The organism is Paraburkholderia sp. RL17-383-BIF-A (genome assembly GCF_046028015.1).
In the GTDB taxonomy this organism is placed as follows: Bacteria; Pseudomonadota; Gammaproteobacteria; order Burkholderiales; family Burkholderiaceae; genus Paraburkholderia.
In genome coordinates this window covers 1-21,164 of record NZ_JARESR010000062.1, presented here as the reverse complement: position 1 = coordinate 21,164, position 21,164 = coordinate 1, and the positions used below count along the sequence as shown (strand labels likewise).

The window sequence follows — 21,164 nt, the reverse complement described above, 5'->3', positions numbered from 1 at the left end:
GCGTCGAGGTCGCGCCACCGTGTGCAGCAGACCATTCAGCCGGTGCGTGCAGGAATTTCTCCACTTCGTCGAGCGTCTTGGTGTCGAAGTATTTGTTTTCCTTCGCGACGCGCAACACGTCCCACCACGTGGCGAGCGCGTGCAGATCGACGTCGATGTCTTTCAGCACCGACACGCTTTCCTTGAAGATGTTGTAGTGGAACAGCACGAAGCAGTGGTTCACCGTCGCGCCGGCGGTGCGCAGCGCGTTGATGAAGTTGATCTTGCTGCGGCTGTCCGTGGTCAGGTCTTCGACCAGCAGCACGCGTTGACCTTCGGTCAGCAGGCCTTCGATCTGCGCGTTACGGCCGAAACCCTTCGGCTTCTTGCGCACGTATTGCATCGGCACCATCAGGCGATCGGAGAGCCATGCCGCGAACGGGATGCCCGCGGTTTCGCCACCAGCGACGGCGTCGATCTGCTCATAGCCGACGTCGCGCAGAATCGTGGTCTCGGCCATTTCCATCAGGCCGCGGCGCACGCGCGGGTACGAGATCAGCTTGCGGCAGTCGATATAAACCGGGCTCGCCCAGCCGGACGTGAAAATGTACGGTTTCTCCGCGTTGAAGTGCACTGCCTGTACTTCCAGCAGCATCTTGGCGGTCGTGTCGGAGATCGTCTGGCGATCGAAGCCTGTCATGGGCGGATCCTTGGGTGTGAGCGGGGAGAAGCGGGCGCGGAGCCCGGTGGCGCAGCAAGCGAGGTATGCCGCACCATGTTGGGCGGCGCCTTGATAGGCAAATACGCAGCCGGTCAGCGGAGTGCGGGCCGGATTTTGCTACGCGCGCAGGCCGACATTTTACCCGAAATGAGTCCTTCCGAGGAGGCCGTCTCGCCTGCCTGCTGCGGATGACGGCGATATCGGCCGCGCTGCGCCGGCTTGGCGGGCACTGAAGGGACGCGCCGGCAGGCCCGATCCGCCCGCGCTTTTTGGTTCGCTTGTGAGCCGCCAGGGGCGCCTTTACACTCACGCGAATTTATCGGGCACGTGCCGCCGTCGCCGCCACCGTGCCCATCTGACCTACGGAATGCTTTCAATGAATGTCGCTCCTTCCGCCACCGAGACCCGCGCACCCGCGAGGGAGGGCTACGCCGCCCGTGCGCTGATCGCCTCGGTACTCGGTTACGCGATGGACGGCTTCGATCTGCTTATCCTCGGCTTCATGCTGCCGGTGATCGCCGCCGATCTGCATCTGAACACCGCGCAAGGCGGCTCGCTCGTCACGTGGACGCTGATCGGCGCGGTGGCGGGTGGTGTAATCTTCGGCGTGTTGAGCGACTATTTCGGCCGCGTGCGCATGCTGACATGGACCATCCTGATATTCGCCGTCTTCACCGGCTTGTGCGCGTTGGCGCAGGGCTACACCGACCTGCTGATCTATCGGACTATCGCCGGGATCGGGCTCGGCGGCGAGTTCGGCATCGGCATGACGCTGGTGGCCGAAGCCTGGCCGGCGTCGCAGCGAGCTCGCGTGTCGTCCTATGTCGGGCTGGGATGGCAACTCGGTGTGCTGGCGGCAGCCTTGCTGACGCCGCTGCTGTTGCCGCTGATCGGCTGGCGCGGCATGTTCGCGCTCGGGCTGCTGCCGGCCGTGGTGTCGTTCTTTGTGCGGCGCCGCGTCGAAGAGCCGGCGCTTTTCACGGAGCGCGCGGCGCGCGGCAGGCGCAAGCTGCCGCTGAAACTGCTGGTGACCGATGGCCGCACCACGCGCGCCAGCCTCGGCGTGGCGATTCTCTGTTCGGTGCAGAACTTCGGCTATTACGGTCTGATGATCTGGCTGCCGAGCTATCTGTCGAAAACCTTCGGCTACTCGCTGACCAAATCCGGGCTGTGGACCGCCGTGACGGTTCTGGGCATGGCGTGCGGCATCTGGCTGTTCGGCATCGCCGCCGACCGCTTTGGCCGCAAGCCGACCTTTCTGTTCTACCAGGCGGGTGCGGTGGTAATGGTCTTCGTCTACGCGCACCTGAGCACGCCGGTGGCGCTTCTGATCGGCGGCGCGGCGATGGGCGTGTTCGTCAACGGCATGATCGGCGGTTACGGCGCGTTGATTTCCGAACTCTACCCGACCGATGCGCGAGCCACTGCCCAGAATGTGCTGTTCAATCTCGGCCGTGCGGTAGGCGGTTTCGGGCCGGTGGCCGTGGGCGCTTTGGCCGCGCGCTACTCGTTTGCTGCGGCGCTCGCTCTTCTCGCGTCGATCTATTTGCTCGACATCTTCGCGACGCTTTTCCTGATTCCCGAGCGACGCGGCGCCGAGCTCGAATGAGCGCGAACAGCTCGCGTATGACCTGCGAATGACAAGCGGCCAGAAGTCCGCCGAATGCGGCGCTGCAGCATGGCAGGCCGTTGTTTCGCGGATGGCGAGCAGCGTTAACCACTCAGTCCATCGACGCTTTCGGGGTGTACACTAACCGACCCGCTAAGCACTCCGCACCGTCCCGTCCTCCGGTGAGGTTCGACGCCGCGCCCAACCGGCGCATGCGAAAGCCGCGTCGGTCGATTATCCATTCGATAGATGTAAGCGACGCCAACTGTGCGGTGTGCCGGGCCCGATTATTTACGTCTCGCAGGTCAAAAAATGGACGAACAACTCAAGCAAAGCGCTCTCGCATATCACCAGAACCCGAAACCCGGCAAGATTTCGGTCACGCCCACCAAGCCGCTGTCGAACCAGCTCGACCTGTCGCTCGCCTACTCGCCGGGCGTTGCCGCCGCCTGTATGGCGATCTTCGAGGAGCCGCTCGACGCGCAGAAGTACACTTCGCGCGGCAACCTGGTCGGCGTGATCACGAATGGCACGGCCGTGCTCGGCCTCGGCAACATCGGTCCGCTCGCCGCGAAGCCGGTCATGGAAGGCAAGGGTTGCCTTTTCAAGAAGTTCGCCGGCATCGACGTGTTCGACATCGAACTCTCGGAGTCGGATCCGGACAAGCTCGTTGAAGCGATCGCCATGCTCGAGCCCACGCTCGGCGGCATCAACCTCGAAGACATCAAGGCGCCCGAGTGCTTCTACATCGAGAAGAAGCTGCGTGAGCGCATGAAGATTCCGGTTTTCCACGACGATCAGCACGGCACGGCGATCATCGCGTCGGCGGCGATCCTGAACGGATTGAAAGTGGTCGGCAAGAAGCTCGACGAAGTGAAGCTGGTGTGTTCCGGCGCGGGCGCGGCAGCGATCGCGTGTCTGGATCTGCTGGTGAACCTGGGTCTGTCGAAGAAGAACGTTCTCGTGACCGACTCCAAGGGCGTGATCTACGAGGGTCGCGGCAACCTGGATCCGTCGAAGGAACGTTACGCGGCGAACACCGAAGCACGCACGCTCGCCGACGCGATTCGCGGCGCCGACGTGTTCCTCGGCTGCTCGAGCGCAGGCGTGCTGAAGCCGGAGATGGTCGCCGAGATGGGCACGCAGCCGCTGATTCTCGCGCTGGCGAATCCGGAACCGGAAATCCGCCCGGAAGACGCGAAGAAGGTTCGTCCGGACTGCATCATCGCGACCGGCCGTTCGGACTACCCGAACCAGGTCAACAACGTGCTGTGCTTCCCGTTCATCTTCCGCGGCGCGCTGGATGTCGGCGCCACCACGATCACGGAAGAAATGAAGCTCGCCTGCGTGCGCGCGATCGCTGAACTGGCCGAAGAAACCGATCAGGGCGATGAAGTCGCAAAGGCGTACGAAGGCCACTCGCTGGAGTTCGGTCCCGAGTACCTGATTCCGAAGCCGTTCGATCCGCGCCTGATCATCAAGATCGCGCCGGCTGTCGCCCAGGCGGCAATGGATTCGGGCGTTGCGACCCGTCCGATCAAGGACATGGACGCGTATCGCGAAGAACTCGGCACGACGGTGTACCGCACGGGCATGGTGATGCGCCCGGTGTTCGCCGCGGCGAAGTCGGAACCGGCGCGCATCGTGTTCGCCGAAGGTGAAGACGAGCGCGTGCTGCGTGCCGCGCAGTTCGTGTTGCTGGAAAAGATCGCCAAGCCGATTCTGGTCGGCCGTCCGTCGGTGATCGAGATGCGTCTGAAGAAGATGGGCTCGAAGTTGAAGTGCGGCGAAGACTTCGAAGTGGTCGATCCGGAAGACGATCCGCGCTATCAGCAATCGTGGCAGGCTTATCACGAACTCGGCGCGCGCGAAGGCGTGACACCGGACGTGGCGAAGGCCGCCATGCGCAAGTTCAACACGCTGATCGGCGCGATCCTCGTGCGTCTCGGCGAGGCCGACGGCATGATCTGCGGCATGATCGGCCAGTACCACACGCACCTGAAGTTCATCGAGCAAGTGCTGGGCAAGGCGGAAAACGTTCAGAACTTCGCGGCGATGAACCTGCTGATGCTGCCGGGCCGCAATCTGTTCATTTGCGATACGTACGTGAACGAGACACCGACCGCCGAGCAACTCGCCGACATGACGCTGCTGGCAGCGGGTGAGATCGAGAAGTTCGGCATCACGCCCAAGGTCGCCTTGCTGTCGAACTCGAACTTCGGCAGCGCGCCGTCTTCGTCGTCGCAACGCATGGCGGCGGCTCGCAAGCTGATTGTTGAACGCGCCCCGACGCTCGAGATCGACGGTGAGATGCACGGCGACGCGGCGTTGTCGGAAGCGGTGCGCAAGGCCGCATTCCCAGGCACGACGCTGAGCGGCGAAGCCAACCTGCTGATCATGCCGAACGTGGAAGCGGCGAACATCACGTACAACCTGCTGAAGATGATTGGTGGTGAAGGCGTGACGGTCGGTCCGTTCCTGCTGGGCGCGGAGAAGCCGGTGCACATTCTGACGCCGGCGGCGACCGTGCGCCGGATCATCAACATGACGGCGGTGGCGTCGGCCAACGCGCGTAAGCCGGTGAACGCGAAGTAATGCGCATGCTTTGAGGATCGAAACGGCGCCTCGTCGAGGCGCTCGCGACGAACCTGCGAAAACGCCACGGAAGTTGATTCCGTGGCGTTTTTTTCGTGCGCGTGCACATGCATGCGTATCCACAGCAGCGCTGTCGTCCCAAACATTCTTACTGTGTTTTCGCGCGTTTGGGAATGCTCCTATTCGATTGCCAGCGACTCGTTTGTAAAGTGACTTCTGAAGCACAGCACATCACGACAACCGCGGAACAGTCGGCGGGTCAGTCCTCGCTGTCGTCGTGTGCCGCGCTTCGTCTTGTAAATGTTCGTTGTGTAGCAGGAAGTAGCAGTACCGCCCGGTCTCGCGCACATGCATGACGTGTCGAAGCTGGAAACAAAAAAAGGCGACTGTCCGCGAGGACAGCCGCCTTTCTCATTTGAGCCCGACGAGTCGGCTCAGGTGAACACGATCACGCTGCGTGTTGCGTTGTTCCGGTCGCCGGCGAGCGCCACCGCGCCAGCAACTCGTTCCATTTGACGCGCACGCCCTTCAGGTTGTTCTCCTTCACGTGGCCATAACCGCGGATGCCGTCCGGCAGATTCGCCAGCTCTATGGCCAGCTCGCGCTTCTGCACAGTCAGGCCGCCAATCAGTTCCCGCACCAGCGCCTCGTACTCGGTGATCAACGCCCGCTCGGTGCGTCGCTCTTCTGTCTTGCCGAACACATCGAACGCCGTGCCGCGCAGGAACTTGAACCGGGCCAGCACATGCATCGCGCTGAAGACCCAAGGACCGTACTTCTTCTTCACCAGATGGCCCTTGGCATCCTTTTTCGAGAACGTCGGCGGCGCGAGGTGAATGTGGAGCTTCCAGTCGCCTTCGAAATTCGCCTTCAGCTTTTCGATGAACGCCGGATCGCTGTACAGACGGGCGACTTCGTACTCGTCCTTGTAGGCCATCAGCTTGTGCAGATTCTTCGCGACCGCCTCGGTGAGCGGCAACTGGCCGTCGCTCGAATCGAGCGCCGACTCCGCGGCGCGCACTTGCGACACCAACCCGCGATAACGGTCGGCATACGCGCTGTTCTGCCACGCCGCCAGGTACTCGGCGCGTTTGTCGATCAGCGTGTCGAGCGCCTTCGGCGTGTGCAGCGAGATGATCTTGCTGCTCATCGCTTCCGCTGCGGCGCCGCGCCCTTGCGATTGCGCGAGCTTGCGCACCGCGGCCAGATCGTGCGCTGCACGGCGGCCCCATTCGAACGCTGCCCGGTTCTTTTCGATCTGGACGTTGTTCAGCTCGATGGCACGCATCAGCGACTGATAGGTGAGCGGCACCCAGCCGCGTTGCCACGCGTAGCCGAGCACGAACGGATTCGTGTAGATCGCGTCGCCGAGCAGAGCGACGGCGAAGTGATTCGCGTCGACCGTATCGACACCGTCGTCACCCGCGCCGGCCCGCACGTCGGCTTCCGTGCTGCTGCCCGGGAAGCGCCAATTCGGGTTCTTGATCAGCTCGGCGGTCGGCGTATGCGCGGTATTCAACACGACGCGCGTGCGGCCTGCCTGCATGCGCGACACGCACTCGTCGCTGGCGGTGACGATCGCATCGCAACCGATCACGAGACTGGCTTCACCCATGGCGATACGCGTCGCGTGAATGTCGGCCGGGTTCTTCGCGATCTGCACGTGGCTCATCACGGCGCCGCCTTTCTGCGCGAGGCCGGTGACGTCGAGCACCGTGACGCCCTTGTTCTCCAGGTGCGCTGCCATGCCGAGCAGCGCGCCGATCGTCACGACACCCGTGCCGCCGACACCCGTCACCAGCACGCCGTAAGGACGTTCCATGGAGGGCAGTTCGGGTTCCGGCACCGGCGGCATTGCGTCGCCGACAATACCGGAGGCAGCCTTGGGCTTGCGCAACTGACCGCCTTCAACCGAGACGAAGCTCGGGCAGAAGCCGTTCACGCACGAAAAGTCCTTGTTGCAGGTCGACTGATTGATCTGGCGCTTCGTACCGTACTCAGTATCGAGCGGCTCGACCGACAGGCAGTTGGACTTCACCGAGCAATCGCCGCAGCCTTCACACACGGCCTCGTTGATCACAACGCGGCGCGCCGGATCCGGATAAGTGCCGCGTTTCCTGCGGCGGCGCTTCTCTGTCGCGCAGGTCTGGTCGTAGATCAGGATCGTCGTGCCGGCCACTTCACGCAGTTGGCGCTGCACCTCGTCGAGTTTGTCGCGATGATGCACGTCGATACCCGGCGCAAGGCCGACGTTCGCCGAGTACTTCTCCGGCTCATCGGTGACGATCACGATTTTCGTCGCGCCTTCTGCGGCGAGCTGGTGGGTGATCTGCGGCACGGTCAGCACGCCGTCGACCGGCTGGCCGCCCGTCATGGCGACCGCGTCGTTATAGAGAATCTTGTAGGTGATGTTCACCTTCGACGCGATCGCCGCGCGAATGGCCAATAGTCCGGAGTGGAAGTAGGTGCCGTCGCCGAGATTGGCGAATACGTGCTTGTCGTTGCTGAACGGCGCCTGGCCGATCCACGCGACGCCTTCGCCGCCCATCTGGCTGAAGGTGCTAGTGTTGCGGTCCATCCAGACCGTCATGTAGTGGCAGCCGATACCGGCCATCGCGCGCGAGCCTTCCGGCACGTTGGTCGACGTATTGTGCGGGCAACCCGAGCAGAACCACGGCTTGCGTTCGGCTTCGACGCGCGGGCGTGCCAGCGCCTTTTCCTTCGCTTCGATCACTGCGATGCGCGTGGCGATGCGAGCGCGCACGTCGGACGGCAGGTCGAATTTGTCGAGCCGGGTGGCGATGGCCTTCGCGATGATCGCCGGCGAGAGTTCGTAATGCGCCGGCAGTAGCCAGTTGCCCATCGGCACCGACCATTCGCCGCCCGCGCCGTCCTTCTCGTCGAACTTGCCGAACACGCGCGGGCGCTGTGCGTCGGGCCAGTTGTATAGCTCTTCCTTGATCGCGTATTCGAGAATCTGGCGCTTTTCTTCGACCACCAGAATTTCATCGAGGCCGCGCGCGAACGCCTGCGCGCCTTGCGCTTCGAGCGGCCAGACGCAGCCGACCTTATATAGGCGGATGCCGATGCGCGAACACGTTTCGTCGTCGAGACCGAGGTCGGTCAGCGCCTGACGCACGTCGAGATAGGCTTTGCCGCCGGTCATGATGCCAAAGCGCGCATGCGGCGAATCGATTTCGACGCGGTCGAGCTTGTTGGCCCGCACATAGGCGAGCGCCGCGTACCACTTGTAGTCGAGCAGACGCGCTTCCTGCACCAGCGGCGGATCCGGCCAGCGGATATTCAGGCCGCCCTCGGGCATCGCAAAGTGTTCCGGCAGGACGATCTTCGTGCGGTGCGGATCGATATCCACCGAAGCGGACGATTCGACCACATCGGTCACGCACTTCATCGCGACCCACAAACCGGAATAGCGGCTCATCGCCCAGCCGTGCAGGCCGAAGTCGAGATATTCCTGCACGTTCGAGGGGAACAGAACCGGCAGGCCGCACGCCTTGAAAATGTGTTCGGACTGGTGTGCCAGCGTGGAGGATTTGGCCGCATGATCGTCGCCGGCGAGGACCAGAACGCCGCCGTGTTGCGCCGAGCCGGCCGAGTTGCCGTGCTTGAAGACGTCGCCGGAACGGTCGACACCCGGGCCTTTGCCGTACCACATCGAGAACACGCCATCGTATTTGGCGCTCGGGTACAGATTGACCTGCTGCGAACCCCAGACGGAGGTCGCCGCGAGGTCTTCATTGACGCCTGGCTGAAATACGACCTGATGCGCAGCGAGATGCTGTTTCGCCTTCCACAGGGATTGGTCGAGCCCGCCCAGCGGCGATCCGCGGTAACCGGAGATGAAGCCGGCAGTATTGAGCCCGGCGGCCCGGTCGCGTTCCTGCTGCAGCATCGGCAGACGCACCAGCGCCTGGATGCCGCTCATGTATGCGCGGCCGCGTTCGAGGGTGTATTTGTCGTCGAGCGTGACGGAAGACAACGCGGCTTCGAGCGAGGCTCGCTGACCTGCGTCTAGCGGGGCATTCATTATGTGTACTCCTCCAACCAGTTTGGGATCACCAAAACTTTTTTTGAGCCCCGGCATCTTGTGAATGCGGAGGGCCGGGGCCGCCATATTGACGTGTTTTAAGTGATGGTAGCACTGGTGAAAACCCGCCGCAGGTCCTTCGCAAATGCCGCGTCCCGGCGATCTTGACTGGGTCTTGCGACGTTTTGCGAGCGATGCCACCAGTGCTTGCGCAAATGCCTGTAACAAGCTGTAAAAACTACAAATTTGCGGAACCGTAGTTGAAATTGCTGTCTAACACCCCACCTGCGAGCAATGTCAGCGCAACGCTCCGCATTCTGCGGAGCTTCACGACAGCAGGGCAGTTAGAAAAGGAGTACGCATGAACACGAGAAACATTCAGACCTTCCTGATGGTTTCGGCCGCATTTTTCGCCATGAGCGCACCGGTGCGCTCGAACTCGGGCAGCGCAGGAGCGCTGTCGAACGCAATCACGCGCACGGCGCAGGTCGCGCCCGCACGCATCGCCATGGGTAGCGTCACGCGATCCACCAAGGCCGACGGGCAAGACCAGAATTCGTGATACGCCGCTCATGCGGCGTGTCGGTTAAATAACCGGCCGTTGTTCCATCAAGCCACGCAGGGTCCGCTTGAGACAACGGCATCAATGAAAAGGGCGAGGATCGTGAGATCCTCGCCCTTTTCATTTGCTACAAATGCGCTCCTGCGCAGCCAGTGGCGTCAGGCCTTGTCTTGCACTACGCCACGGCGAATCTGGTCCAGTTCGATCGACTCGAATAGCGCCTTGAAGTTGCCCTCGCCAAAGCCCTGATTGCCCTTGCGCTGAATGATCTCGAAGAAAATCGGTCCGATCTGGTTTTCCGTGAAGATCTGCAGCAGCAAATCGTCGGGCGCGCCGTCGATCAGAATCTTGCGTTTGCGCAGTTCGTCGAGTGGCTCGCCGTGATTCGGCACGCGGCGATCGACCAGTTCATAGTACGTGTCGATGGTATCGAGCAGCGAGATGTTCGCGGCGCGCAAGCCGTCCACCGTACGGTAGATGTCGTTGCTGCCCAAGGCAATGTGCTGAATGCCTTCGCCGTGATACGCGTCGAGATATTCCTGAATCTGCCCGGCGGTGTCCGAGCCTTCCTCATTGATCGGAATGCGGATCTTGCCGCACGGCGAGGTCATCGCCTTCGACTTCACGCCCGTCACTTTGCCTTCAATGTCGAAATAGCGCACCTCGCGGAAATTGAACAGGCGCTCGTAGAACTCCGCCCACTCCTGCATGCGGCCGCGATGCACGTTGTGCGTCAGGTGGTCGATGTAAGTCAGGCCATGGCCGACCGGGTTAGGGTTCGCACCGGGCATGGGCTCGAAGTCGACATCGTAAATGTCGATGTTGCCCACGCTGTTCGGTTCGGCGCCGTTCTTGCCGCGCCAGCGGTCGACGAAATAGATCAGCGAGTCGCCGATACCTTTGATCGCGGGGATGTTCAGCTCCATCGGGCCGGTTTTATTGTCGAAGCCCCAGGCGCCTTTTTCCAGCGCCTGCTGGTAAGCCTTGGCGGCGTCCTGAACCCGGAAAGCGATTGCGCAGATCGACGGGCCGTGCAGACGCGCGAAGCGTTGCGCGAACGAATCCGGCTCCCCGTTGACGATGAAGTTGATTTCCCCCTGGCGATACAGCGTCACGTCTTTATGGCGATGCCGCGCGATGGCGGTGAAGCCCATCTGTTCGAACAGTTTGCCCAGCGCCTTCGGATCCGGTGCGGTGTATTCAATGAACTCGAAACCGTCGGTGCCGAGCGGATTTTCCCAAGTTGCAACCTGCATTGTCTGTCTCCTGATATGCACCGGCGCGCGGCGCGAGCGGGGATGCGCGGTTAAACGCGACCGAATGGCGCAAGTGTAAAGGCCTGCCTGCGGCGAAAACTTGCGAACTTAATCGTGTCTCGATACGCTTGCGCTAGTTTCTAGCTCAATAACGTGAAGGGACGGCAGAAAATGGCCAGCATGGAGATAGACGCCATCGACAGGCGGATTCTGGCAATCCTTCAGGAGAACGGCCGGCTGTCGAATCAGGAGATCGCCGAGCGCGTGAATCTGTCGCCGAGCCCGTGTCTGCGGCGTATTCGTCGGCTGGAAGAGAACGGCGTGATCCGCGGCTATGTCGCGTTGCTCGATGCGCAGCGGCTCGGGCTCGACTTGCTCGCGTACGTCAATGTGCGGTTGGAAAAGCGCGGTGGTCCGGCGCTCAGTCCGCGCGGCGACGCCACGCACGCCGATCTGTTTCGCGCGGCCGTTCAGGCGTGGCCCGAAGTTGTCGCCTGCCATGCGATGACCGGCGACATGGACTATCTGCTGCGTGTCCAAGTGGAGGATATGGCGCACTTTTCACGCTTCGTGCAGGACCAGTTGCTGCACCATCCGTCGGTGATCGACGTGAAAACGAGCTTCTCGCTCGAAACGATCAAGGAGACGACCGCACTGCCGATTTTGTGAGTACGACAGGACACGACGCGGCGGCGCGTGCGCGGGTCACGGCAAACAAAAAGGGCGGCCAGAAGGCCGCCCTTTGTTATTCCGACGCGTGAGGCTATCAGGCTGCGGCTGCAACCGCCGCAGGCATGAGCGTTTCGAACAGCTTGGACGCGTGACGCGCCTGGCGCTTCAGCGCGTAGTCGAATACCGCAGCCTGCTCTTGCAGCATTTCGGCGATGATGCTCGATTGGTCCGCCGGCGGCAGCGTCAGGTAGGCATCTGCCTCGCCGTACGAGTATTCGATCTTCATGCCGGCCTTCTTCGCGATGTGCATCATGGTCGAATTGCGCGACAGGCAGTGCATGTAAAGCGTGGTGACGTGTGTATTGCGGCTGCGAATGGCGGCGCGCTCAAAGAGCTTCGAGCCGATACCCTGGCCACGAACGCTTTCCAGCACGGACACGCCAAACTCGGCCGTACGCTTGTCGCCTTCAGCCGGCAGATAGGCGAGGTGGCCGACGCCGGTCAATTGCAACTGGTTGTTGAAGACGCCGAAAACGGTGTCGCGCGTGAAGTCGATCGCGCGGACATAGTTCTCGATGACGTGGTCCGGCACGATCTGGCCGAAGCGCAGCAGACGGTCGTCTTCGTCGAGCGCGAGGAAGTGGGTCAGCAGGCGCTCGCGGTCGACAGCGGTGAGTTCGCGGACCAGAGCTGGTGCACGACCGGCGGGCTGCGTCAAACGATCGTGCGCGACGATCGGCTCAGCGGCGCGGGGTGTAATCAAGTTCATGGTCGGGTTCTCCTTTTAATCGAACGGCGTGGTGCACTGCAAAAGCGATTTTAGCCGAAATGCATGCCGATCACTAGGGAAAACCCGTATCTAAATTTGAATGGAGTGCCTAAAAAGTTTGCGCCCTATTTATATGTAATTGATTTTTATAGGTAAATAAATTGGATGAACGGTCGGGGTCAGATACGGCCCGACGGCGACTTAAGCCCATTATTTCGTATGAATATTGTTGCGGTGCGCAATCAGGCCGGATTCGAGCTCAATCCGTGGTCCACCATGCCGACCACCTGCTCGGCGAATTCGCGATAACCCAGGCGGCCGTCCGGCTTTAGCCACGTGAACGTCCAATTGATCATGCCGAACACCATCATGGTGAGCGCGGTCTGGTTTTCACGCGTGGCGCGCTCCGGGTAGGCACGCGCCAGCTGCCGCGCGAACGCCGCAACCACGTCGCGCTGGCGGTTCAGTATCACTTCGCGCTGCGTGTCGACCAGATACTTCACATCGTTCAGCAACGCGACGTGCCGGCTATGGGATGTCTCGTATTCCGACAGAAACGCCCGGATCAGCTCGGCAAAGGTTTCCCGCTCTGACAAGCCGCGCCGTTGGCTTGCGCCTTCCACCTCGGCGATGATCAGCATGAGCCGCTTGGTGTAACGGTCCAGCAGATCGAACAGAATGGCTTCCTTGCTCGCGTAGTAATGGTAGAGCCGTGCTTTCGAGGTGCCGCTCGCGGCCGCGAGGTCGGCCATCGAGGTGCTGGGGTAGCTGGTTTGCGCGAATTTGGCCGCGGCGAGTTCGAGAATCTGTTCGCGTTGGGTTTCGTGGTCGGGGGCTCGGGTGCGGGCCATAATCGTTGGTTCTATTAGTGTGGACAGGGGGCGAACGCCGCGCACAACTCCAGCGTGCGCCATGCGTTTGCGTCGCCGCGCAGCTTGATGCGCCGGGTCGCGGCCAATTCGCGGATGCGCCACAGCGCAATGCTGTCGCTGACCAGAAATCCGAATTCGGCGCTCATCAATTCGGCGGCGACGCGCGCGGCGGGCTGCCAGTTTTCCGTGACGTGCTCGAGGATGAACGCATCCAGTTCCGCGAAGCTGCCGCTCGTGAACGTGTTGTCGCGCCAGCGCCGCGTTTCGCCGTTCGCGTGTTTGACTTCCTGCCATTCGAGCGCGAGCCGGCTGATGCGCAGCACGGAAATCGGCGCGGCATCGGGCAGTCGTGCTTGCAGCACCGCTGGCGCGAACATGCCGACAGAGGTCGCGCGGTCTTTGCGGCTGTGCGCCCACGCGCCCGGATCGGTGAGGTCGCGAATCGACAGACGCACCTCGTTCAAACGCTGCGGGCTGTTGCGCAAGTGATAACAGACGCGCCGCAGCATCAATTGATCCGACGCGCTGTCGCCGTGCCAGACCACCACATTCGCGTCATCGCGCGCGACATTCTCCAGCGCCGCGGCCTGCTCGCGGAATTCCCGAAGGAAATCGCGCCGGGTGTCCGCGCTCACGCGCTCCCAGAAGTCCGCGCGCACGTCGGGCCCATCGTCGACGCCACGCAGCGGGCCGACCGCGAGATCGTCTCGCAGCGCGTGCACGCGTTCATCGCGGCCCGCATCCCGCAAGGCGGTGCGCAGTGACTCGGCGGCGACGTCGCCGTTGGTGAGGTGGATCGTGCTCATCGGCAGTGGCGTAGGGCAGTTAACGACATTAGGGGCCGCTCATCGGCCGGAACGGGAGTCCGGTCGCGAGCGGCCCCTAGTGTAAGCGGATCGCGGAACTGCTCAAAGCGCGGCTCAACGTTCGTCGTAGCTCACCACCACGCGGTCGCTGACCGGATGACATTGGCACGTGAGCACGAAACCATCACGGATTTCGTGTTCTTCGAGCGTGTAGTTCTTTTCCATTTTCACTTCGCCTTCCAGCACCTTCGCGCGGCAGGTGCAGCAGACGCCGCCCTTGCAAGCATAAGGCAGCGCGAGGCCGGCGCGTAGGCCGACGTCGAGCACGCTCACGCCCTGATACGGCAGGCGCAGCTTGCGGCGTTTCCCGTCGAGCACGATTTCGAGGTCGGCGGCCGGCGTGTCTTCGGTGATTTCGACCGCCGGCACGCCCGCTTGCGGCAGCGGCGAACCGAAGCGCTCCACGTGCACCTTGTCCGACGGCACGCCGGCGGCTTTCAGCGCGGCCTCGGCGGCGTCCATCATCGGCGCGGGGCCGCAGATGAAGGCTTCGTCGATCGCGTCGGCCGGCAGCAGATTCTCAATGAAGGCCGCGCACTTTTCCTGGTCCAGCACGCCGTTGAAGAGTTCGACGTCCTGCAGGTCATCGGACAGCACGTGATAGAGCACGAAGCGGTTCATGAAGCGGTTCTTCAGATCTTCGAGTTCTTCCGCGAACATGATCTGATCGACGCTGCGGTTGCCGTACACGAGCGTGAAGGTGCTGCGCGGTTCGACTTCGAGCGTCGTCTTGATGATGGCCAGCACCGGCGTGATGCCCGAGCCGCCCGAGAAGGCCAGATACTGTTGGCCCTGATCGGCGTTCAGGTGGGTGAAGAAACGGCCGTCCGGCGTCATCACGTCGATCGTGTGGCCGGGCTGCAGGGTGTCGAAGGCGAAGTTCGAGAACCGCCCGCCACGCACGCGCTTGATGCCGATACGCAGTTCGCCGTCGCGGTCGTAATCGGTGACGCCGACGCAGATCGAATACGAACGGCGTGTTTCCTCACCGTCGATGTGCGTCTTCAACGTAACGAACTGGCCTTGCGTAAAGCGATACTGTTCACGCAGTTCAGCGGGGACTTCGAAGGCGACCGAGACCGAGTCGGCGGTTTCGGGCCGCACTTCGCGGATACGCAGCGGATGAAATTGCGGGGTGGCCATATCAGTATGGTTTGAAGTAGTCGAAGGGTTCGCGGCAGTCGAGGCAGCGGTACAAGGCTTTGCAGGCGGTCGAGCCGAATTGCGCGAGACGCTCGGTATGCGCCGAGCCGCACCGTGGGCACGACGGCGCGGGCAGCGCCCGTGGCACGAAGCGCATCACTTTTTCCTGCGCGGGCGCGGCCGAAGCGCAATTGCCCGTGGGCGGCGCGATGCCATAGGCGCGCAGTTTTTCGCGCGCGTCGGCGGTCATCCAGTCGGTGGTCCACGCCGGCGCGAGCACGGTGGCGATCCGATACGGCTTGAGTTCCGCCACGTCGAGCGCATGCGCGACGTCCTCGGCAATCTGCGACATCGCCGGGCAACCGGAATAGGTCGGCGTGATCACGACTTCGAGCGTGCCGTCGGCGGCGCGCCGCACGTCGCGCAGAATGCCGAGCTCGCGAATCGACACCACCGGAATCTCCGGATCGGGCACCGTTTCGAGCACGGCCCACGCGCGTTCGAGCGCGGCATCAGTCATGCCGGTCGTATCGGTCGGGCCAAAGGCGGTCGAAGTCGTCATGGTCGGTTTACCAGGTGGCGCCAGGGTGCTGACGCGCAAGGCTCTGCATTTCGGCGAGGACGAAACCCATGTGCTCGGAATGCTCGCCATGCTTGCCGGTGGTGATGTGCTTCACCGGTTCGGGCAGCTTCAAGGTGGCTTCGTCGAGCGTGGCGCGCACGTCGTCGAGCCACGCTGCTTCGAGGTCCGAGGTCAACGGACCGATACCGGCTGCAGCGACTGTCTCCTCCACCGCATCCGTACTGAAGAATTCGCGGGTGTAAGGCAACAGATAGTCCAGCGCGGCTTGCGCGCGGCGATGCGACTCCTCGGTGCCGTCGCCGAAACGGATCAGCCATTCGCGTGCGTGATGCACGTGATAGCTGGTTTCCTTGATCGACTTCGACGCGATCGCCGCCAGTTGCTCGTCGGAGGACGCCGTGAGCGCCGTCCAGAGATGAGCCATCAGCGTCGAGTAGAGGAAATTGCGCACGATAGTGACCGCGTAATCCTTCTCGGCCTTCGCGGTAGCCGACAGTGGCCCGACGTGCGGCAGCTCGGCGAGCGTGTAGTTGGCGAACTCGCGCTCGGCACGAAAGTAAGCGTAGTCGTCTTCCGTGCGGCTCTTGCCGGTGAGCTGCTGCTCAAGCGAGGCGGCGTGCGTGTAGAGCAGGCGCGCCTGGCCGATCAGGTCGAGGCTCATGTTCGACAGCGCGATGTCCTCTTCGAGGATCGGGCCGTGGCCGCTCCATTCGGTATTGCGCTGACCGAGGATCAGCGCGTTATCCGCGAGGCGCAGCACGTATTGGAGATGTTGAGGCGTGATGTCCATGGCCGCGCTTACATGTGGTTGACTTCGTCGGGGAGCGTGTAGAACGTCGGATGGCGGTAAATCTTGTCGCCAGCCGGTTCGAACAGCTCCGCCTTGTCTTCCGGCGCGGACGCCGTGATCGCCGAGGACGGCACCACCCAGATGCTCACGCCTTCCTGGCGGCGCGTGTAGACGTCGCGCGCCATGCGCAGCGCCATCGGCGCGTCGGCGGCGTGCAGGCTGCCGCAGTGCTTGTGGTCGAGTCCCTGCTTGCTACGCACGAAGACTTCCCAAATCGGCCATTCCTTGTTCATTGCAGATCTCCTGATTCGTTCTCTGGCGTGCCGCGCGGTTCAGGCGGCGTGCTGTTGTGCGCGCTGGCGCTGCTTGTCGGCGTGGGCGAGGGCGGCTTCACGGACCCAGGCGCCGTCGTCGTGGGCTTTGACGCGGGTAGCGAGACGCTCGCGATTGCACGGGCCGTCGCCATTCACCACACGCCAGAATTCTTCCCAGTCGATGTCGCCGTAGTCGTAATGCCCGCGCGCTTCGTTCCACTTCAGGTCCGGGTCGGGCAACGTGACGCCGAGCACCTTGGCCTGGTCGACTGTGGCGTCGACGAATTTCTGACGCAGATCGTCGTTCGAAATGCGCTTGATGCCCCATTTCGACGATTGGCTGCTGTGAACCGAATCCTTGTCGCTCGGGCCGAACATCATCAGCACCGGCCACCACCAACGATTCACGGCCTGCTGGACCAGCTCACGCTGGGCTTCGGTGCCGGACATCATCGACATGAGCGCGTCGAAACCCTGGCGCTGGTGAAACGACTCTTCCTTGCAGATGCGGATCATGGCGCGCGCATACGGGCCATACGTGCAACGGCACAGCGGAATCTGGTTCATGATCGCGGCGCCGTCCACCAGCCAGCCGATCACGCCGACGTCCGCCCATGTGGGCGTCGGGTAATTGAAGATGCTCGAATATTTGGCTTTGCCCGAGTGCAGCGCGGCGATCAACTGGTCGCGCGACACGCCCAAGGTTTCCGCCGCGCTATATAGATAGAGGCCGTGGCCGGCCTCGTCCTGCACCTTGGCGAGCAGAATCGCCTTGCGCTTCAGGCTCGGCGCGCGCGTGATCCAGTTGCCTTCCGGCAGCATGCCGACGATTTCCGAATGCGCGTGCTGCGAGATTTGCCGTACCAGCGTTTTGCGATAGGCCTCCGGCATCCAGTCCTGAGCTTCGATCTTGCCGTCGGCGGCCATGATCGCGTCGAATTGCGCCTGCTCAGGCGAGTTCGCGCCCGCATCGAGCGGAGCGACATTGCCGGGAATATCCAGGGATTGCGTGTACATGGGGACGCTCTCTGCGGAAAGTTGTCTGTGTGCGCACAGTATAAGCCAACCGACCGGTCGGTTAATAAATTTTTTGAGATGGGTCGGTCGGGTCAATAGGGGTGAGGCGGTTTCGCCTTCAGGCGTTTCGTCGGCGCCGATGCCCCGCGCCGACGCTAAACCTATAAAATTGCGAATTGGCCGCAATTTGCGGCCTTCCCGCATCCCCCGGTACTCATGTTACGTCTAAGCGAAATCAAACTCCCGCTCGATCATCCCGAGAGCGCCCTCGAAGCCGCCGTGCGCGCGCGCCTCGCGGAACTCGGCGTGGCCGCGGACGGGCTCATCCGATACACCGTGTTTCGCCGCGCGCACGACGCCCGCAAGCGCGCCGACATCAAGCTCACGTATATCGTCGACGTCGAGGTCACGGATGAAGCGGCCGCGCTCAAGCGGTTAGCCGACGTGCCTCACTGCGGCGTGACGCCCGATATGACCTACAAGTTTGTCGCTAAAGCGCCCGCGCAGATGACCGCGCCGCGCCCGGTGGTGATCGGCATGGGGCCGTGCGGGCTGTTCGCGGGGTTGATCCTCGCGCAAATGGGCTTCCGCCCGATCATCCTCGAGCGCGGCAAGGCCGTGCGCGAGCGCACCAAAGACACGTTCGGCCTGTGGCGCAAGTCCGTGCTCAACCCCGAGTCGAATGTGCAGTTTGGCGAAGGCGGCGCGGGCACCTTCTCGGACGGCAAGCTGTACAGCCAGATCAAGGATCCGAAGCACTACGGCCGCAAGGTGCTCGACGAATTCGTGCGGGCCGGCGCGCCGGAAGACATTCTGTATCTGAGCCGGCCGCATATCGGCACGTTCCGGCTGGTGAGCATGGTCGAAAAAATGCGCGCGACCATTCACGAGCTGGGCGGCGAGGTGCGTTTCGAAACCCGCGTCGATGATATCGAGATCGATCAGGGCAAAGTGCGCGGGCTGAAGCTGTCGACCGGTGAAACGCTGCGCTGCGATCATGTGGTGCTGGCGGTCGGCCATAGCGCGCGCGACACCTTCCAGATGCTGAGCGATCGCGGCGTCTATATCGAGGCGAAGCCGTTTTCACTCGGTTTTCGCATCGAACACCCGCAGGGTTTGATCGATCGCAGCCGTTTCGGCAAGTTTGCCGGCCACAAGCAGCTCGGCGCCGCCGACTATAAGGTGGTGCATCACTGCAGCAATGGCCGAGCCGTCTACAGTTTCTGCATGTGTCCCGGTGGCACCGTGGTGGCGGCGACGTCCGAGCCGGGCCGCGTCGTGACCAACGGCATGAGCCAGTACTCGCGGGCGGAGCGCAATGCCAACGCGGGGATCGTGGTCGGCATCACGCCGGACGATTATCCGGGCGGGCCGCTCGCCGGCATCGCTTTCCAGCGCAAATGGGAAGAGCGGGCGTTTGAGCTCGGCGGCGGCAACTATATGGCGCCGGGCCAGCTCGTCGGCGACTTCATTGCCGGCCGGCCGTCCACCTCGCTGGGTTCGGTGGTGCCTTCGTACAAGCCAGGCGTGCACCCGACCGACCTGAGCACCGCGCTTCCGGATTACGTGATCGAGGCCATTCGCGAAGCGTTGCCGCAGATGGACAAGAAGATCGCCGGCTTTGCGATGCACGACGCGGTGCTGACCGGTGTCGAGACGAGAACGTCGTCGCCGATTCGCGTGCGGCGCCGGGACGACTATCAGAGCATGAACGTCGAAGGTCTGTATCCGGCTGGTGAAGGAGCGGGCTACGCCGGTGGGATCTACTCGGCGGCAATCGACGGGATCGAAGTTGCTGAAGCGCTCGCGCTGAAGATGAGCGGTACGCAAGCGGCCTGAGTCAAGCAAAAGCGAAACGCCGTCGCGCCCACCCGCGACGGCTGCGGCGATCGGGCACAATGCACGTTTTGCCTCGAACCGACCTCCCGAATGAGCTTTCGCACCTTGGCTGCCGCATGCGGCGCGGCACTGTTTGTCCAGTTTGTCGGTTCCCCGACTGCTTTCGCCGCCGACGCCCCGGCACATTGGGTCACCGCTTGGGCGACCGCGCTGCAACCCATTCCACAGCGCGCGGACTTGCCGCCGCTCTATCGCGCACCGGAAGTCGCCGGGCGCACGGTTCGTCAGATCGTCTATCCGACCCTCTCTGGAAGGTCGGCGCGTATCCACCTTAGCAACCGGTACGGCAAGACTCCGCTCGTCATCGAAGATCTGCGCATCGCACGCTCGGCGGGCGGCGCGGCGACGGCTGGGACCGGCGACACGCGCGTGACGTTCGGTGGCAAGAGCACGGTCTCGATTCCGCCCGGCGGCGAGCTGGAGAGCGACCCGGTCGCGATCGATATCGCTGAAGGTTCGCCCTACGCGGTCAGCGCCTTCTTGGGGCCGGAGCAGCGGATCGTGGCGTGGCATCGCGTATCGAACCAGGTGAATTATGTTTCCGCGCCGGGCAATCATGCGGCGGACGCGTCTGCGCAAGCGTTTCGCGGTCGATTTACGCAATATGTGTGGGTGACGGGGTTGGCGGTCGACGCGGCGCCTGCATCTGCCGCTGTTGCCGCCATCGGCGACTCGATTACGGACGGCATGCGCTCCAGCCTGAACCAGAATCGACGTTGGCCCGACGCGCTGGCTCGCCGTTTTGAGGCTACCGGCGACCGTTCGACCGCGATCGTCAATCTGGGCATCAGCGGCAACCGCCTGCTGAGCGACTCTCCGTGCTATGGCGACGCTCTGGCGAAGCGCTTCGAGCATGACGTGCTTGGGCGCCCGGGCGTCAAGACGGCGATTCTGCTGATCGGCATCAATGACATCAATTTCGCGGCGATGCCGCCGCATGGCGGTCTCGACTGCGACTTCCCGCATACCTCGGTGACGGCTGCGGACCTGATCGCCGGATATCAGCGCTTGATCGCCTCGGCTCGGCACGCCGGCGTGAAGGTCTTCGGCGCGACGTTGACGCCGGCATCCTTGCCGCCGCAGCGAGAAAGCATCCGGTTTGCCGTCAACCAATGGATTCGGAGCAGTCACGCCTTCGACGGCGTGGTGGACTTCGACGTTGCGCTGCGCGATCCGGCGCAGCCGGATCGCCTGCAGCGTGGCTTTGATAGTGGGGACCACATCCATCCGAGTGACGCCGGCTATGCAGCAATGGCCGACGCCATTCCCTTGGACGCGGTAGTGAAATCGACTCGCAACTGAGACGCCAAAAAAGAATTCGGTCAAACCCTTGTCATATGGCCGATGTTCGCCTAAGATTCGCCTCCTCGTTTGCGAACGAGGGCCGCGGCAGAAACCAGCGGCCGTAACGCCAACAAGGTTTTAAGCGAAAGCGAAAAAATGTTGTTGACGAAACGAAAAAGAGCCTT

The 21,164-nt window shown here is 62.7% G+C and carries 17 protein-coding genes; 6 read left to right on the top strand and 11 right to left on the bottom strand.

From position 1 onward, the window contains the following. Positions 1–679: orotate phosphoribosyltransferase (locus P0D71_RS35525; protein WP_408483846.1), on the bottom strand; the 679-nt coding region annotated here is incomplete at its 3' end. 397 nt (positions 680–1,076) lie between these two features. On the opposite strand from P0D71_RS35525, the gene P0D71_RS35520 reads away from it, so the two are divergent. Both P0D71_RS35520 and P0D71_RS35515 read left to right on the top strand, forming a co-directional pair. Beyond that, complete coding sequence (locus P0D71_RS35520) at positions 1,077–2,309, top strand: MFS transporter (protein WP_408483845.1); 1,233 nt, start codon at positions 1,077–1,079, stop codon at positions 2,307–2,309. Between the two features lie 312 nt (positions 2,310–2,621). Continuing rightward, complete coding sequence (locus P0D71_RS35515; RefSeq protein WP_091798293.1) at positions 2,622–4,904, top strand: NADP-dependent malic enzyme; 2,283 nt, start codon at positions 2,622–2,624, stop codon at positions 4,902–4,904. 448 nt (positions 4,905–5,352) lie between these two features. Here P0D71_RS35515 and P0D71_RS35510 read toward each other — a convergent pair whose 3' ends face one another. After that, positions 5,353–8,952: an indolepyruvate ferredoxin oxidoreductase family protein gene (locus P0D71_RS35510; protein ID WP_408483844.1), complete on the bottom strand. Its 3,600-nt coding sequence runs from the start codon at positions 8,950–8,952 to the stop codon at positions 5,353–5,355. Positions 8,953–9,313: 361 nt separating this feature from the next. Here P0D71_RS35510 and P0D71_RS35505 point away from each other — a divergent pair, with 361 nt between their 5' ends. After that, positions 9,314–9,514, top strand: coding sequence for a hypothetical protein (locus tag P0D71_RS35505; protein WP_408181337.1), 201 nt, complete (start codon positions 9,314–9,316; stop codon positions 9,512–9,514). A 158-nt stretch (positions 9,515–9,672) separates the two neighbouring features. Here the strand turns inward: P0D71_RS35505 and hppD are convergent, their stop codons facing one another. Then, positions 9,673–10,770 carry a 4-hydroxyphenylpyruvate dioxygenase gene (gene hppD / locus P0D71_RS35500; protein ID WP_408483843.1) on the bottom strand — a complete coding sequence of 366 codons (1,098 nt, stop codon included), beginning with the start codon at positions 10,768–10,770 and terminating at the stop codon, positions 9,673–9,675. A 171-nt stretch (positions 10,771–10,941) separates the two neighbouring features. Between hppD and P0D71_RS35495 the strand changes: the two genes are divergently transcribed. After that, on the top strand, positions 10,942–11,439 hold the full coding sequence (locus P0D71_RS35495; RefSeq protein ID WP_408303287.1) for an Lrp/AsnC family transcriptional regulator: 498 nt from the start codon (positions 10,942–10,944) through the stop codon (positions 11,437–11,439). Positions 11,440–11,536: 97 nt separating this feature from the next. Here P0D71_RS35495 and P0D71_RS35490 read toward each other — a convergent pair whose 3' ends face one another. The 8 genes from P0D71_RS35490 to paaA all read right to left on the bottom strand — a co-directional run bounded on the left by P0D71_RS35490 (position 11,537) and on the right by paaA (position 17,796). Continuing rightward, positions 11,537–12,211 (bottom strand): GNAT family N-acetyltransferase, encoded by a 675-nt coding sequence (locus P0D71_RS35490; protein WP_091798304.1) that lies wholly within the window; start codon positions 12,209–12,211, stop codon positions 11,537–11,539. A gap of 242 nt (positions 12,212–12,453) precedes the next feature. Continuing rightward, positions 12,454–13,062, bottom strand: coding sequence for a TetR/AcrR family transcriptional regulator (locus P0D71_RS35485; protein WP_091798306.1), 609 nt, complete (start codon positions 13,060–13,062; stop codon positions 12,454–12,456). 14 nt (positions 13,063–13,076) lie between these two features. Next, entirely contained in the window at positions 13,077–13,889 is an 813-nt protein-coding gene (locus tag P0D71_RS35480) for a DUF1835 domain-containing protein (RefSeq protein WP_408483842.1), read from the bottom strand. A gap of 114 nt (positions 13,890–14,003) precedes the next feature. Further along, entirely contained in the window at positions 14,004–15,092 is a 1,089-nt protein-coding gene (gene paaE, locus P0D71_RS35475; RefSeq protein ID WP_091798311.1) for a 1,2-phenylacetyl-CoA epoxidase subunit PaaE, read from the bottom strand. Position 15,093: 1 nt separating this feature from the next. Then, positions 15,094–15,654, bottom strand: coding sequence for a 1,2-phenylacetyl-CoA epoxidase subunit PaaD (gene paaD, locus P0D71_RS35470; protein WP_408303294.1), 561 nt, complete (start codon positions 15,652–15,654; stop codon positions 15,094–15,096). 7 nt (positions 15,655–15,661) lie between these two features. Next, a complete protein-coding gene (gene paaC / locus P0D71_RS35465) occupies positions 15,662–16,465 on the bottom strand; it encodes a 1,2-phenylacetyl-CoA epoxidase subunit PaaC (RefSeq protein WP_091798316.1) in 804 nt (267 codons plus the stop codon). An 8-nt stretch (positions 16,466–16,473) separates the two neighbouring features. After that, positions 16,474–16,758, bottom strand: coding sequence for a 1,2-phenylacetyl-CoA epoxidase subunit PaaB (gene paaB / locus P0D71_RS35460; protein ID WP_007179854.1), 285 nt, complete (start codon positions 16,756–16,758; stop codon positions 16,474–16,476). A 39-nt stretch (positions 16,759–16,797) separates the two neighbouring features. Further along, entirely contained in the window at positions 16,798–17,796 is a 999-nt protein-coding gene (gene paaA, locus P0D71_RS35455; protein WP_408483841.1) for a 1,2-phenylacetyl-CoA epoxidase subunit PaaA, read from the bottom strand. A 216-nt stretch (positions 17,797–18,012) separates the two neighbouring features. Between paaA and P0D71_RS35450 the strand changes: the two genes are divergently transcribed. Both P0D71_RS35450 and P0D71_RS35445 read left to right on the top strand, forming a co-directional pair. Next, positions 18,013–19,635 carry an NAD(P)/FAD-dependent oxidoreductase gene (locus P0D71_RS35450; RefSeq protein WP_408483840.1) on the top strand — a complete coding sequence of 541 codons (1,623 nt, stop codon included), beginning with the start codon at positions 18,013–18,015 and terminating at the stop codon, positions 19,633–19,635. A gap of 90 nt (positions 19,636–19,725) precedes the next feature. Beyond that, a complete protein-coding gene (locus P0D71_RS35445; protein ID WP_408483839.1) occupies positions 19,726–20,997 on the top strand; it encodes an SGNH/GDSL hydrolase family protein in 1,272 nt (423 codons plus the stop codon). Positions 20,998–21,164 lie beyond the last annotated feature (167 nt).

Coding starts and splice junctions, on each gene's coding strand:
- P0D71_RS35495 (WP_408303287.1), top strand. CDS start 10,942: ATGGCCAGCATGGAGATAGACGCCATCGACAGGCGGATTCTGGCAATC.
- paaB (WP_007179854.1), bottom strand. CDS start 16,758: ATGAACAAGGAATGGCCGATTTGGGAAGTCTTCGTGCGTAGCAAGCAG.
- P0D71_RS35510 (WP_408483844.1), bottom strand. CDS start 8,952: ATGAATGCCCCGCTAGACGCAGGTCAGCGAGCCTCGCTCGAAGCCGCG.
- P0D71_RS35520 (WP_408483845.1), top strand. CDS start 1,077: ATGAATGTCGCTCCTTCCGCCACCGAGACCCGCGCACCCGCGAGGGAG.
- paaE (WP_091798311.1), bottom strand. CDS start 15,092: ATGGCCACCCCGCAATTTCATCCGCTGCGTATCCGCGAAGTGCGGCCC.
- hppD (WP_408483843.1), bottom strand. CDS start 10,770: ATGCAGGTTGCAACTTGGGAAAATCCGCTCGGCACCGACGGTTTCGAG.
- paaD (WP_408303294.1), bottom strand. CDS start 15,654: ATGACGACTTCGACCGCCTTTGGCCCGACCGATACGACCGGCATGACT.
- P0D71_RS35505 (WP_408181337.1), top strand. CDS start 9,314: ATGAACACGAGAAACATTCAGACCTTCCTGATGGTTTCGGCCGCATTT.
- P0D71_RS35450 (WP_408483840.1), top strand. CDS start 18,013: ATGTTACGTCTAAGCGAAATCAAACTCCCGCTCGATCATCCCGAGAGC.
- P0D71_RS35485 (WP_091798306.1), bottom strand. CDS start 13,062: ATGGCCCGCACCCGAGCCCCCGACCACGAAACCCAACGCGAACAGATT.
- paaC (WP_091798316.1), bottom strand. CDS start 16,465: ATGGACATCACGCCTCAACATCTCCAATACGTGCTGCGCCTCGCGGAT.
- paaA (WP_408483841.1), bottom strand. CDS start 17,796: ATGTACACGCAATCCCTGGATATTCCCGGCAATGTCGCTCCGCTCGAT.
- P0D71_RS35480 (WP_408483842.1), bottom strand. CDS start 13,889: ATGAGCACGATCCACCTCACCAACGGCGACGTCGCCGCCGAGTCACTG.
- P0D71_RS35490 (WP_091798304.1), bottom strand. CDS start 12,211: ATGAACTTGATTACACCCCGCGCCGCTGAGCCGATCGTCGCGCACGAT.
- P0D71_RS35515 (WP_091798293.1), top strand. CDS start 2,622: ATGGACGAACAACTCAAGCAAAGCGCTCTCGCATATCACCAGAACCCG.
- P0D71_RS35445 (WP_408483839.1), top strand. CDS start 19,726: ATGAGCTTTCGCACCTTGGCTGCCGCATGCGGCGCGGCACTGTTTGTC.